Source organism: Actinacidiphila oryziradicis, from assembly GCF_005047355.1.
Taxonomy (GTDB): domain Bacteria; phylum Actinomycetota; class Actinomycetes; order Streptomycetales; family Streptomycetaceae; genus Actinacidiphila; species Actinacidiphila oryziradicis.
Window position 1 is genome coordinate 173915 of record NZ_SUMC01000006.1, and the last position, 13688, is coordinate 187602.

Genomic DNA, 13688 nt, shown 5'->3' on the forward strand with positions numbered 1-13688 from the left:
GCCGTCGACGCGGCCATGACCGTCACCAGCAACACCCCGGACGTCACCGACTGGTTCCGCCGATACTCCGGCTCCTGGTGGAACGCCTTCGAGGTCCCCGCAGCCGGCCTGGAGTTTTCCTCCAACTCGGCGGGCATCGCGCACCGTCGGGACACTTACGATGAGGTTGCTGCTGCCTCCTCTGCCGTGATCCTGGGCCGGTTCGGCTCAGCCGTCAGGGAGCGGGGCTTCGCGGCGGCCGGGTCGGTGGGACGGCGCAGATGCCAGTCCGTCACCGCCTGGTAGGCAGCGGCGACTTCCAAGAGCCGGTCCTCCTCGTACGGGCCGCCGCCGAGGATCGCGCCGACGGGCACATGGGAGCTGTCGAAGCCGATCGGGAAGGCGATCTCCGGCAGGCCGAGGATGTCGAAAGGCACGGGGCCGGTCTGGAGCAGCACGTCGCAACTGCTCAGGACGCCGTCGAGCACCTCGCGCAGGAGGTGGTTCTTGGCCCGCTGCCCGGTGATCCACTCGTCACCGGAGAGCATCAGCCCCTGCAGCCAGGTGAGCAGCGAGACACCGAAGGACGTGAGATCCGCGCGCAGCCAGTGCCGGAACGGCTCGGTGCGTTCGCTGAGCCGAATGGCGTTGAAGGCCCCGGTGAGCAGTGCCCAGTCGTCGGGATAGGTGACGTCGACGAGCGTGGCGCCCGAGACGCCGGCGAGTTTGTCGAGGAAGGTCTTGCGTACGGACAGCACATCACCGGACGCGCTGCCGAGGTAGTCGGCGGGGACGCCGATCCGCGTAGCCCTGCGCAGCCGGACCTTTCCGCCGCTTGAGACGACGGGGGTGGCGGAGCGTATGAGATCGGGCACGGCGGGCAGCCCGAGGGTGCGCGGGTCGTTCGGGTCGGGCCCGGCGAGAACCGCCAGCATGAGGGCCGCGTCCATTGCGTCGCGGGCGAGCGGACCGCTGTGGTCGCGGGTGAAGGACAGTGGAATGACACCGTGGATGGAGGTGCGGCCCATGGTGGGCTTCAGCCCGGTCAGGTTCTGCTGGTTGGACGGAGCGGTGATGCTGCCGCCGGTCTGGGTGCCGATCGAGGATGTCGCCATGCGGGCGGCGACAGCGCACGCCGGGCCGGTGGAGGACCCTCCTGGGTCTGTGGACGGGTCGTTGGGCGTCCAGGCGTTGACCGTGGTGATCGTGCCGTTGGGAGTGGTCGCGCGGGTGGTGGCGAGCGGGCCCATCTGGCCCTTGCCGAGCACGATGCCGCCCGCTGCCTTGAGCCGGGCGACCGCGGTCGCATCCTCGTCGGGCACGAAGTCCGCGAAGATGAAGGAGTTGGCGCGGGTCGCGATGCCGTTCGTGAAGTAGTTGTCCTTGATACACAACGGGATACCGGACAGTGGCCCGCGCTTGCCCTCCCCCCGGTCGGCCTTACCCGCCGCGGCCAGGGCCTGGTCACCGACCACCACGGCGAACGCCTGGTAAGTCGCGTCGTACTTGTTGATCCGGTCCAGGTGCGCCTGCACGAGGTCGACGGCCTTGAGCCGGCCCCGACGCATGAGGACGGCGGCCTCGGCGAGGGTTGCCTCGGCCGGATCCTTGCGTGCCGCCTCGCGTACGTCCACGTCCGGGACGGTGACGGTCGGCTTACGGGTCGCGGCGGAGGCGGGAAAGGCCTGCGCGGCCAGGGTGACCCCTGCGGCGACGGCGGTGGAACGGGCCAGGAAGGCCCGGCGGTTGACCTCGCGGCTCATCGTCCGCCCGCCTTTCCGGTCCAGGCTTCGGTGACCGACGGGTACTCCAGCGGCGGCGAGGCCTGCTGCGCGTACGCGGCCGCCCAGGCGCCGCTCGCGGACGGCGTCCAGTCGGCGATGGCGGGCGGGGTGCTTTTGACGAATGCGAGCAGCGATGCCAGGGCCTGTGACCGGGTCGGCGCGCCCGTCGTCGGATCGCTGCTCTCGGGGAGTTGGTTGAGGTCGACTCCGGCCAGCGCGAGTCTGGCGCGTATGTAGGCGTCCAGTTGCTCGTCGGTCGGCTGCTGCGGCTCGCTCACGGATCCTCCAGTGATCACTTTCGCGTGCCGCGAATCAACCAGTCTTATGTGTCAAGCGTATTGATCAAGTGATGCGGCGGCGTTACATGCGCGGTCTTGCTGCCTGTGTCCTCCGTCTTCACCGTCCCGGTGCTCGGCAACGACCCCGAGGAGCCCTGCCACAAGGACGCCTTCGCCGACTCCAGCTGCGCCCAGGCATGGCAATGGGTCCTGGACAAGGTCGTCGACGTCCACGGCAACGCCATGGTCGTCAACTGGCAGCAGGAGACCAACTACTACGCCCCCAACAAGAAGTTCAAGAGTCCTGGCGATGCCCCTCGGGGGGCGATTCACTTTCAGGTTCTTGAAACTCTGATGGAGTCGGAGTCTGTGCTACGTAATGCTTTTCCCTTTCTTGGCGATGCTGTGAGAGAAAGGACGGTGCGCATGCTGCATGAATTTGGTGTCGACCGGCCGGGGCAGGAGTGATGCGTCCGGGTGGCTGTGGTACGGGTCGATGGCTTCGGCGATGTTGGTCCGTCCGGCCAGTCGGGGTAAAGCCGGAGCTGCTTACTCCAGCCGTAGGCCAGGCGGTGGGCTTGGTGTCGCGGGTTTCGCCGCCGACCAGCAGGGGTACGGTCTGACCCGCCAGGACTATTGACATCGCACGCGGGGCGGGGAAGTCAGGCAAGTGTTTCCTCGCCGGCACCCAAGTCCTGACGCAGGCCGCCCCTCGACAGCTCCCGACTGGTAATCGAAGGACGGACGCTTGGGAATCAGGAGCTTCAGGCCCGATTCTCACAGTGCGGTGGCGCGTCGCAATGGGGCAGGTGCAGCACCCCGACTAATCAGAGTCCATACGGCGACTTTAAGGTACACTACTACCGAAATTCAGTGACCGGCGAAGTGATGTACGACTACGATTATAAAGTGGTAATGAAGGCAAGGGGTAGTTCGAAATGAAGGTACGCTTCAAGGGTTCGGCAGGCATGGATCAGGGAGTCCGAGAAGGGTCCGATGCGTTGAGTCCGGGTGCTGAATACACGGTCCTGGAGGTCTCCTGTCAGGCTGATGGACCCAATCGTTTCAGGATCGAATACTCGGACAGTGAGTTGCCGCCGCTGTTTGATTCACGATTGTTCGAGATCCTGGATTCTGAATTCCATGCTTCTTGGGAGCTGTCCCTTGAATGGGACGGATCTCTTACGATAGGTCCGGCTGCGTGGAGCGTGTCAGGTTTTTGGGAGGATTTCATGGATGGAGATGGCAGGGCAGTCGAGATCTATCGATCCGAGCGTGCAAGGATGATGGGCGAATAGTCGCTCCGATCTACAGAGCGCACCCCGGCCCGCTCGCCGGGCTCCAGCCCCGTCAGCAGCCCGATCAGGTCCATGTCGGTGCAGCGCAGCAGCAGCGGCGGCCGGACCGTAGCGGTCGCCCCCTCCCACGCGATGAAGCCGCAACGGCCGCGCCGGGTGCGTTGCGGCGCCGGTGGCCGCTGCTACCACCAGTCCAGGAAGGTCACCACCGCGGCTGGGACGGTTCCGTGAGCAACTTCGCCAGACGGTCTGCGAAGTCGGTGAGCCAGTCCAGTCGGGATCCGCTGCGGGCCATACGGAACCCGTGGCGGCGGCCCCAGAACGCAGTCTGGACGGCATGGAGCTGAGCCCAGCGCTGGGCGCGTTCGCGATCGAGTTCCGCGGCCTCGACGAAGACGTCCAGAGTGCGGTGGACAGCCTTGTGCAGGTCGTCCGCTTCGAGAAGCGTCAGCGCGTGCGACTTGAGGAGTGTGCCGCCGTCGTAAGCGGGGTCTCCTGCGTATCCCTTGGGGTCGACGGCCAGCCATGGCTCACGGTCGGCGCGCAGGATGTTTCTGGCGTGGAGGTCGCCGTGGATGAGGGTGTCCGGCTGGACACGGGCCAGCTCGCGGACGGTCGCCACTGCGGCATCCACCACGTAGGGCGCCAGCGTGTGCGTCAGCTCCCCGGCATCCTTGCGCAGCTGCTCCTCCCAGGCGTCGGCCTGCTCCCGCAGCCGGGGCAGGCCGGGCGGCGCGGGGATGGCCAGCCGGCGATTGATCCGCCCGGCCACCGTCACCACCTCATCGCCGTCTTCGACCTCCGCCAAGGTCGAGCTCTGGGCCCGCTCCAGCAGCATCGCGAAACGCTCGTCGTCGCGTTCGTGCAGCAGGACGGCTCCGCGGCCGCCCCACGCCGCGAACGCGTCCGGCTCATAGACGTTGCCGGGGTGCGGAAACGACACCTTCAGCACGGAAGCCCCCTCAACCCCGTGCTGCACCGGGACAATGACCCCGACGCCCCCGTGCATGACCTCCCCGTCCGGCGCGCACCCCCAGCGCTCCAGCAGCTCCTCTACGATCCTGGGCAGTTCGGCGAGCCACGCCGCTCCGCCCTCTCCTTCGCGCTCGATGGTGCTCCGCGCGAATGCCTCTGGTACCCCGATCATCCGGGCACCTTACGCGCCGGCCCGGCGCCGCCACCAGGCCATCGCCCAAGCCAGTCACTACCGGCGGCGAGCTGTCAATCGGGCATGAAGATCACGGTCTAAAGCTGGAGTACCAGCTAGCACCTCGACCGCTCAGATCAGGCAGGCGCGCAGCGAGAGCTGTCCCGGCAAGGCGCCGCCGAAGGGGCCTGGTCGAGGTTGTGCAGATACACTATGAAGTGCCCCTTTCGTCCGGATCTTGGCGGAACCAAGCCTTGGCCTGACATGCACTCTTTCGTATCTGCTCATCCGGAGTCACTCTCCGGTCAGAGGCAATCCCGTACACGGGCGGATGGGGGAGACCAACTGTGGCGACACCTTTGTACGTGCCGGCGCTCCCGTCGAGGCACGCGGCCCTCACCGCGCTCAAACGGGTCGATTCAGCACACAAGTCGAGGATCCAACCGCTGGCGAGGGGCCTCTACTACGCGGCCCATGCGGATCGAAGGCGAGAGCCGCGTGGATTCGCAAAGAGCCTTGAGCTGCGCCTCAAGAACACGTCGATGGCTCCTCTCACCGGATCGGGATCATGTCTCATCGAAGGTCAGTCGAAGGTTGAGCAGTCAACAAGCTTATGTCATAGGGTAGTTTCCTCGCCGTCCGTATGAAGGAGTTAGAGATGCCGGTCTCACTCGGTCTCGGTCTTCCGCAGATGAAGCAGTACGACATCGGCCGCGATGTAGCCACCGTGGCACGGGCGGCGGAAGAGGCCGGGTACGAGAGCCTGTGGGTCTTCGAGCGTATTCTCTTCCCTGAACCCGCCACCCAGGGCCTGTACGGCATCCCTGGGCTGCCATGGCCCGAGTGGTACCGCAGCGTCGCCGACCCGCTGGTCACGCTCACGCTGGCCGCCGCGGCCACCGACCGGGCCCGGCTCGGCACCAGCGTCTTGGTCGCGCCGCTGCACGTACCGTTCCAGCTGGCCCGTTCGCTCGCCTCGCTCGACGTCGCCAGCGGCGGCCGGGTGATCGCGGGCCTCGGCACGGGCTGGTCCCTGGACGAGTACGCAGCCGCCTCCGTCGCCCCCTTCGAGAAGCGCGGGGCGGTCCTGGACGAGCTGCTGGACGTGTGCGCAGCCGTCTGGGGCCCGGACCCTGTCTCGTACGAGGGCGAGCTGACCACCATCGCCCCGTCCAACGTCGGCCCCAAGCCGGTTCGCCCCATCCCGGTCTATCTGCCCGCGAACAGCCCGCGCGCCACCCGTCGTCTGGTGGACCGGGCGGACGGCTGGATGCCCGTGGCCATGGGCCCCGCGCAGCTGGCCGAGCAGTGGAGGCAGATACAGGACCTGGCCGCTCAGCGCGGCCGGGAGCGCCCGATCGAGGTCTGTGCCCGCGTCAACGCGGAGTACAGCGCCAAGCCGTTCCAGGGTGAGGGCCGACAGCCCTTCCAAGGCAGCGTGGCGCAGATCGTCGAGGACCTGGTGGCGCACGCCGGGACGGGCGTATCAGAGTTCATGCTGGAGCTCCAGGGCACGACCCGTGATGCCGCGGAGCTGGTCGACGTGGCGGCCGAGGTGTACGAGGCGGCGCGAGCGGCGGGCGTCTGACAGTACGACGATGGTGCCGGGGCCCGCAGTCCAGCGACGGCGGGCCCCGGCAGGTCCGTGCGCCGGCTGAGCCGCCGGTCGATTCCCCAGAAGTTCGGTGTCTCGGCTCTGCGCATCGGGTACCGGCCAGTAGCGTCGGTCTTCGACGTACGGACCATGTCCGCCGAAGAGCAGACATACTTTCGGGACCGAGGACGATGGGACGACTGGTGGCAGCGCTGCCGACTGCCGGACATACCGGAAGAGCCGCCTTCGGAAGCAAGCGCCGTGCCGGTACGTGGGTATCTGGAGGTGACACTGTGAGCACCAACTGGCGACGACGCTGACGGTGGCGCCCGCCAAGAGCAGCGGACGGTGCAACAGCGCGGGGACGCACCAACACCGGCACCCCCGCCGCCCTCCACACCTTCACCCGCGACACCGCCGTCCGGCTCCACTTCCACCCGACGGCACCCAAGACCTCGCCCCTGAGGCCAGCCCACCGGCCCCCAAGCCGCCCTGGGCCGCCTCCTGTCCCTCACCGCCCCGGCCGGCTTCCACGGCACCTGGCGCAGGCTCAAGATCTGCCCCTCCGAGCACTGCCAGTGGGCCTTCTACGACCACTCAAAGAACAGATCGGGCACCTGGTGCCAGATGGCGGAGTGCGGCAACCGGGCCAAGGCCCGCGCTTACCGAAACCGCCGGACGGAACCTTCCGACGCCGCCGCGCAGTAGGCCATACCGGGCGCAGCCGGATGAGCAGCTGGCAAGCGCCTCCGGCGGTTGTTCCCATCGACCCACTGGCCGGAATCGACGGCAGTCCTATCGCTCGGCAAGCAGCGCGTAGAGCAGGGGCACGCGGGGGTGATCGTCAGGAAGGCGCCACCAGCCCTCGGGGGTGGGCATCATTCGATCCCATCGTGGCCAGGGCAGTTCGTCGATCTCGCGAAGCCTCGCGAGTCGAAGACCTGCGTCTGTCAGCGCGTTCAGTACCTCGTCCAGGCCGTGCGTCCACTCGTAGCTGTCAGTGGCCCCCTCGACCGGCGGACCATCGGTGTATGTACGGGAGGAGTTCCTGTGGATGGCACCACGCCCGCCCAAGTAGTCATGTCGCAGCAGCAACTCCGGGCCTTCGCCCGCGCCGGGCTTGGGCCCGAGGGCATTGAGCAGGGGATGGAACTCCACGACATAAAGCCGCCCGCCCGGGCGCAACAACTGTCTGATCACCTGCGCCCACCGATCCAGGTCGGGTAGATAGCACAGTGCCCCTTTGCCTGTATAGACGATATCGAACTGCCTGCCGCCGAGAAGGCTGGGCGCGTCATAGACGTTGCCCTCGACAAACTCGACAGTCCGGCGCGCGCGGGCCGCGATGTCGCGGGCCGCAGCAATCGAGGCGGCGGAGATGTCCAGGCCGACCGCTCGGGCCCCGCGCTCGGCGAAGGCGATGGTCTCGGTGCCCAAATGGCATTGGAGGTGTACTACGTCGCGATCTTGTAGAGGTCCCAGGTCAGACCACTCGAAGCTGCCGAACCACCGCTGCGCATCGAGCTCGCTGTCCAGCCCGTAGAACTTGCTCTGCAGATGAACAGGCGTTCGTGCGTCCCAGTTTGCCTGATTGGCCGCCATCATGCGCAGGACGGCGGGTTCAAATGAGGGTGACGTTTGATTCACCACACCATTCAATCGTGCCTGACCCCCACGGGTCTGACGGACGGCGAAGCAATGGCTTGGCCCGGGTGAGGCGGCGCCGCTCGTTCACGCCAACCCCGATCACCGCCGTACTGGACGAACTCCTGCGCCCCGCTGCCGACACCTGACGTCGCTACGGCAAATGACGCAGACTGCCCTCGTCAGGCAGATGGATCCAGCCCTTCCTGGCTGCGATCCCGGCATCCTCGCCGGCTGGGCGGCCAAGCCCGTTCTTGTCCTGGGAGGCCTTACAGAAGCCCTAGAAGCCTCATCATCCCAGTTCAGAAGGCACTTTCGTGTTCCCGCTCAATATCCGGACGCCGCCCCAAATGAACACGCGGGTTAGTGGCTGTGGGTCCACCACTGGAGCAGGGCGAGCGCGGCCGGCCCGGCGGCACCGGCCAGACTGTAGGCCGCGCGTCGCAGGATCAGCGCCGGTAGACGCCGGACGCCGGCCGTCGTGCCGGCGGCGTTGTCGTCAATGGACCTGTTGGGGCCGGTGGCCGGGGTGGTCATCACGTCTCCAGAGCGTCAGGGGAACGCCGTCGGAACCGGCGGCGGTTCGAGACTCGCTTCCCGGACCCCGACTTGTCTGCGCCCGGCGGGTGGGGAGGGGAGTCGGGCGGCTAAGCTGCTGGTCAATATCTACGTGCCCGCCGCACCCGCCGCCGCCGTGGCGGGAGACCGGGGAGTTGGCTGCGGGGAGTCCGGGGACGACGTATGGGGACCCAGGTACGGGAGCTGCACGCGCGACTGCGCGGGTTACGCGAACGGGCCGAGGTTGCGCGCAAGGTCGTGAACAAGCCGTGCAGCCAGGTTGTGCTGGAACGCGATGTGCGCTCCTGCTCCCTGCGGGGGGCGGAGGGATTCACCGGAAAGCGCGCCAGCGACTGGGCGCCAAAGGATGTGGAACGCTTCAAGGTACCCGGCGAGGACAGTGACGATGCGGTGGTGGCGCTGGTCACCGTGTGGTCGCGCTGGTCGGGCGAGGGCGTCGATGAGCGCGCGTGGCGCCGACAGCTGAGGCTGGCCCGGGGCGAACGCGAGCGGGAACGCGCAGCCGACGGCCGACGGTTCGCTGAAGGTCCGCGGGGGGAGACGGCTCACGGGGCGTCACACGCGGCCGAGGGGGCAGCCCGGCTGACACCCGACAGCCGGGTCGACGGGTGGGAGTCCAAGGGCGGGGCCTCGGCACTGACGGCGTCCGAAGCCGACACCCCGGCTTGGCGGTTACGGGCGGCACGTTCGGTCTACTGGCGACAGGTTCGGCGCATCGCGCCGGGCCTGCTCCTCCAGCGGGAGCAGGAGCTGGACGAACTCGCCGATTTCTGCACCGCGCCGGACTCGGCTTCGTACAACTGGTGGCGTGCCCCGAAGTGGTCGGGCAAAACCGCCCTGATGTCGTGGTTCGCCCTGCATCCCCCGCCCTCGGTGCACATCGTCCCCTTCTTCGTGACCGCCCGATACGCCTCGCAGAACGACCGCGACGCCTTCACCGAGATGGTCATCGGACAACTGGCGGGCCTGCTGGGCGAGGACCTCGTATCGCAGTATCTGACCGATGCCGCGCGCGAACCGTATCTGCTCGACCTGCTCCACCGCGCGGCCGAGATGTGCGGCGAGTCCGGCGCACGTCTCGTGCTGCTGGTGGACGGCCTCGACGAGGACCGCGGCGTGACCGCCGGTCCGGACGCGCATAGCATCGCCGCCCTGCTTCCTGATCCCCTTTCGTGCCACTTGCGGGTCATCGTCGCCAGTCGGCCCAACCCGCCGGTACCGGCGGATGTCCCCAAGGACCACCCCCTGCGGGATCGGTCCATTCTCCGCGACCTGGCCACCTCCCCGCACGCAACCGCCATCCAGGACGACCTGGAGCGGGAACTGCGGCGCCTGCTGCACGGCACCCGCCTGGAGCGGGACCTCCTCGGTCTGATCACCGCGGCGGGCGGTGGCCTGAGCGCTGCGGACCTGGCCGATCTCACGGGCGCAGACCCCTGGACGGTGAAGAGCCACCTGCGTACGGCGGCGGGGCGGACCTTCGAGCCCCGCGGCAGCCGGTGGCGTCCCGAGGCCGGGAACGAGGTCTACATCCTCGGGCACGAGGAGTTGCAGTCCACCGCGGTGGAGGCGTACGGCTCGGCACTGGCGGACTACCGGGACCGTGTGCACCGCTGGGCCGAGCGCCACCGTCACCAGGAATGGCCCGCGCAGACACCGGAGTACCTGTTCAACGGCTACTTCGGGATGCTGCGAGCCGACGACGACCTTGACCGTATGATCCCGCTCGCCCACGACGCCGCGCGACACGAGAGGATGCTCGACCTTACTGGAAGCGACACCGCGTCCCTTACCGAGGTCACCAATGTCCAGAACATGATCCTCGCGCAGCCGCGCCCCGGCGAATTCATGCTCACCATGGCCCGCCTGGCAGCCCACCGGGACCTCTTGCAACACCGCAACAACCGCATACCGAGCGCCCTGCCGCCCTTGTGGGCAGCCCTGGGATACGTCGCCCGGGCCGAGGCCCTTGCCCGTACGATCGAGAAGCCGGGGGACCAGGCCGAAGCACTGGTCTCCGTCGCGCGCATCGCCGCCGATGGCGACCCGGACAGCGCGGAGACGCTGGCCCGGGCCATCGACATCCCGCTGCAGCGCCATGAGGCCATGGCAGCAGTGGTGCGGACCGTGGCGTCCACGGATCCGGACCGGGCGCGTGTCATCGCGGAGCGATTCGACGGGCGTTTGCGGGCGGAAGCCAACGCAGCCGAGGCACGCGCGGCAGCCGCAAGCGGTGCCCTGACGGATGCCAAACGCCTGGTCGGCGGCATTGATGACCCGCTCGCTCGCGCTCGCGCCTTGCTGGCGGTGGCATGGGCGGCGGCTGCTGAGCATCCGGCAGAAGCCGAGGTAATCGCCCTCGGCATCGCGTATCCGGCCGTCAGGGTGGAGGCGGTATGCCGCGTGGCAGAGGCCCTGGCCGGAAAGGGGAACAGCTACCAGGCGGCACGACTGGCCACCACGGCGTGCCGCGAGCTGGAGCTACTTGAGGGTGTGCACCAGACGCCGCGGGTTCGCACCCGGTGCGAAAAGGCGGCGGGCGCGGCAGCGGGGGCGGTGGCGGCTTCGGGCGATGTCGACGGGGCGCTGGCCTTCGCCGCCGAACTGGACTCGCCGTCCGCCAGTAGACAGGCGCGAGCCGCGGTGGCGGCCAGCGTGGCCGTGCGGGGCGACACCGAACGGTCTCTGGAGATCGCGAAAGAAGTCGGATACCAGGCCTTCGCGGCGATGGCCGAGGCGACCGCTGCGATCGACCCCGGCCGTGCCGAGGAATTTGCCTCCCGTATCGGTTATCGCGGTGACAGGTACACCACCTTGACGGCTGTGGCCAAGACGGCGGCCGCCCATGGCGACCCTGACCGCGCTGTTTCGGTCGTCGGGCGCATCGAGGACGCGAACCCGCGGGTCAGCGCGCTCATCGCAGTGGCCCACGAAGTCGCTTTGGCGGGCGACAGGAAACGAGCCGAGGAGTTGGCCCGGGTCGCCGAAGCGGGAGCCCGCACGGCAACCCGGCACCAGGCCAACGTGCTGCGTGCCATCGCTCTGGCGCTCGCGGCGGACGGCGACGCCGGCGCGGCGGAACGAGTGGCGCAGAGCATCGGCCCTCCCCTCGAACGTGCTGCGGCCTTCGTCGCGGTGGCCTCCGCGCTCGCCGCCGGCGGCGACACCGAGCGTGCGCTGGACGTGGTCGGCTCGATCCCCTCAGCAGAACACCGAGGCGAGGCGCTGGCCTGCGTGGCCGGTGCGGTGGCGGCGTACGACCCCGAACTGGCCGAGCGGCTCGCCAGGCCCATCGCCGAGCCCTGGCGTCAGTCCGAAGCCCTGCTCAAGGTGGTCCGGCGCATCGCGGCCGCCGACCCGGACCGCGCGCAGCGGTTGGCACTCGACCTGCCGTACCCTGACCTGCAGGCGCAGGCCCTCGCCGCCATCGCCCAGCGGGTCGCGGCCGCGGATCCGGGTCGCGCCGAGGAATTGTCCGCAGCTGTCGGGAGAATCGCCGCGGGGATTCATGACCACTCGCGCCGCAGGCAAGCACTCGTGGAAGCGGTACGGGCGGTGACGGCGACCCGCGACCTCGACCGGGCCGAGGCGCTCGCCTTGACCATCCCGCACTTACGGCAGCGCTGGCAGGCGCTGATACCCGTGGTGGGGCTGGCCGGGCTCACCGGTCAGCCCGGCCGGGCGCTGGCCCTGATCCGCCAGATCGACAACTCCGAGCTCCAGTCGTCGGCTTACGTCGTGCTGACCCGGGCGGCGGCGAGAGGTGACATCGCCCGCGGACTGTCTGTCGCGCAGGACATCCCGGACCCGCGTACCCGGGCGACGGCGTTCGTCGCGGTTGCGACCGAGGCTGACGCCGCTCGGGCCTCGGCCCTCCTGGTGTCGGTGCTGGCCACCACCGAGTGGACAGTGGCTTTGGGCGCTCTGGCCCGGCTCCAGCCCGGCGCGTTGTCCGTTCTGGCCGACGAGTGGCTGCGGCCTGTCCCGATCGGAGCCCAGCCGGAGTACACCGCGAGCCTGTCGGTGAACGCCCCTGCCTGAGCGGCGGCCCGCCGACCCCGGGGACGGCGCCCGACCAAGAAGATTCGTTTGGATCAGCGGGCGGACCAGAGGATGCCTGCGATGTGGAGCCCCGCCAGGTAGATGGTTGCGGTCTTCTTCCTCCGAGTGGCAGGTGACCAGCGTGGCGTCGAGGTCCAGGACCATGCCGGGCAGACGCGGGCGGCGGGTGAGGTCGGCCAGCAGACCGGACCCTGCATGGATGACGGCACTTTCGCTTTTCCGATCAAGATCCGGACGCCGCCGCAAACGAAACACGCAGGCTAGAGAGGCCAAAACAGCGTGCCCGCTCGGTAGGTCGTGCTCTACCGCCTACCGGCCCGTGCGTTGGTCGTGAGGAGCACTCGTGCTGGCCGGCCCGTGCGGAGGCACCGGGCCGGCTGATGCCGTCAAGGCTGAGCCGCAGAGTGGCCGTAGTCGGGGTCGTATTGCCTCATCATGCCGACGAATCCGTCCAGGAGCGCCAGCTGATCGGCTGTGAGCGGCTTCGGATCGAAGTGCATGACGTCATTACGCACCAGCCGCACCCGATCGAGCTGCTCGACGAAGAGTTCTCGGTCAACGCCCGGCCAGCCCAGCTTCGGCCAGAGATCCTCACGCCTGAGGAGCCTGACGTAGCCGCCGAACATCATGTGGTCCACCGCCTGTTTCCTGCCGGTCGCCACGCGCACGTCGTTCTCGTCGAAGGCACGCCCCAAGCAGCGTCGAAGACGCCGTTCGATCTCCCCCAGCGTGAAGAACGGCTTCGCGACGACCGCGAATTGGTCGGCGAGGTCAGCCGCGGTGACGATTCCGTTCACCGTGCCGTCCAGTCCGCGGACGAGTACGAACTCGTGCCTGCGGATCAGCGGCAGCGTTGGCAGCAGATGAGTCGTGGCCTCGACGAGTTGGTACTCGTTGGTGGTCGCGTTGGCAAGGCATGGCTCCCGTCCGGTCGAGTGCATGTGGGCAATGGAAGACCATGTGACGACGCCGTGGACCGTCGCGGCACCATCGAGCACCGGCAGCTGGGAGTAACCCCGCCCCGTCATGATCGTCGTCGCACGCGTGAGTGAGTCCCGGGGTGTGACCGACACCACGCCCTCGCGGGCGCAGGGCAGGTCGCCGACGCGCATGGCAATCCGGGGGAGGAGGCCGACAGCGTCCTCTTCGGCCGCAGGCTCCTCGTCACCGACAGCCGCCATCGGCTCTTCCGGCTCGGGCTCGGCATTTGGCTCACCCGTTGGCACGACGCGGACTTCGTCATCGATCGAACCGGCGGCGAATGGTGGCACGGTTGTGAGGTCGACGCGCGCCAGATCAAGCTGGATCCGCGGCACCGTTTCG

Annotated in this window: 11 protein-coding genes; 5 read left to right on the plus strand and 6 right to left on the minus strand. The window is 68.4% G+C overall.

What is annotated here, in order from left to right:
* Window positions 1-155 precede the first annotated feature (155 nt).
* Complete coding sequence (locus FCI23_RS09000; RefSeq protein ID WP_136722940.1) at window positions 156-1742, minus strand: amidase; 1587 nt, start codon at window positions 1740-1742, stop codon at window positions 156-158.
* Window positions 1739-2041 carry a hypothetical protein gene (locus FCI23_RS09005; protein WP_136722941.1) on the minus strand — a complete coding sequence of 101 codons (303 nt, stop codon included), beginning with the start codon at window positions 2039-2041 and terminating at the stop codon, window positions 1739-1741. The genes FCI23_RS09000 and FCI23_RS09005 overlap by 4 nt, the downstream gene beginning before the upstream one ends.
* A 129-nt stretch (window positions 2042-2170) precedes the next feature.
* Here FCI23_RS09005 and FCI23_RS09010 point away from each other — a divergent pair, with 129 nt between their 5' ends.
* Both FCI23_RS09010 and FCI23_RS09015 read left to right on the plus strand, forming a co-directional pair.
* Window positions 2171-2509: a hypothetical protein gene (locus FCI23_RS09010; RefSeq protein ID WP_136722942.1), complete on the plus strand. Its 339-nt coding sequence runs from the start codon at window positions 2171-2173 to the stop codon at window positions 2507-2509.
* 470 nt (window positions 2510-2979) lie between these two features.
* Window positions 2980-3339, plus strand: coding sequence for a hypothetical protein (locus tag FCI23_RS09015; RefSeq protein ID WP_136722943.1), 360 nt, complete (start codon window positions 2980-2982; stop codon window positions 3337-3339).
* A gap of 202 nt (window positions 3340-3541) precedes the next feature.
* On the opposite strand, the gene FCI23_RS09020 is transcribed toward FCI23_RS09015, so the two are convergent.
* Window positions 3542-4486, minus strand: a complete 945-nt coding sequence (locus tag FCI23_RS09020; RefSeq protein WP_136722944.1) for an aminoglycoside phosphotransferase family protein — start codon at window positions 4484-4486, stop codon at window positions 3542-3544.
* A 658-nt stretch (window positions 4487-5144) separates the two neighbouring features.
* On the opposite strand from FCI23_RS09020, the gene FCI23_RS09025 reads away from it, so the two are divergent.
* Both FCI23_RS09025 and FCI23_RS09030 read left to right on the plus strand, forming a co-directional pair.
* Window positions 5145-6074: an LLM class F420-dependent oxidoreductase gene (locus FCI23_RS09025; protein WP_136722945.1), complete on the plus strand. Its 930-nt coding sequence runs from the start codon at window positions 5145-5147 to the stop codon at window positions 6072-6074.
* A 561-nt stretch (window positions 6075-6635) separates the two neighbouring features.
* Window positions 6636-6788 (plus strand): CGNR zinc finger domain-containing protein, encoded by a 153-nt coding sequence (locus FCI23_RS09030; protein WP_246143588.1) that lies wholly within the window; start codon window positions 6636-6638, stop codon window positions 6786-6788.
* Window positions 6789-6875: 87 nt separating this feature from the next.
* Here FCI23_RS09030 and FCI23_RS09035 read toward each other — a convergent pair whose 3' ends face one another.
* Together FCI23_RS09035 and FCI23_RS56240 are read right to left on the minus strand one after the other, a co-directional pair.
* Window positions 6876-7685, minus strand: coding sequence for a class I SAM-dependent methyltransferase (locus FCI23_RS09035; protein ID WP_136723040.1), 810 nt, complete (start codon window positions 7683-7685; stop codon window positions 6876-6878).
* Between the two features lie 402 nt (window positions 7686-8087).
* A complete protein-coding gene (locus tag FCI23_RS56240; protein WP_169316717.1) occupies window positions 8088-8261 on the minus strand; it encodes a hypothetical protein in 174 nt (57 codons plus the stop codon).
* A gap of 204 nt (window positions 8262-8465) precedes the next feature.
* Between FCI23_RS56240 and FCI23_RS09040 the strand changes: the two genes are divergently transcribed.
* A complete protein-coding gene (locus tag FCI23_RS09040) occupies window positions 8466-12344 on the plus strand; it encodes a hypothetical protein (protein WP_136722946.1) in 3879 nt (1292 codons plus the stop codon).
* A gap of 407 nt (window positions 12345-12751) precedes the next feature.
* Here the strand turns inward: FCI23_RS09040 and FCI23_RS09045 are convergent, their stop codons facing one another.
* Window positions 12752-13681 (minus strand): CBS domain-containing protein, encoded by a 930-nt coding sequence (locus FCI23_RS09045; RefSeq protein WP_136722947.1) that lies wholly within the window; start codon window positions 13679-13681, stop codon window positions 12752-12754.
* Window positions 13682-13688 lie beyond the last annotated feature (7 nt).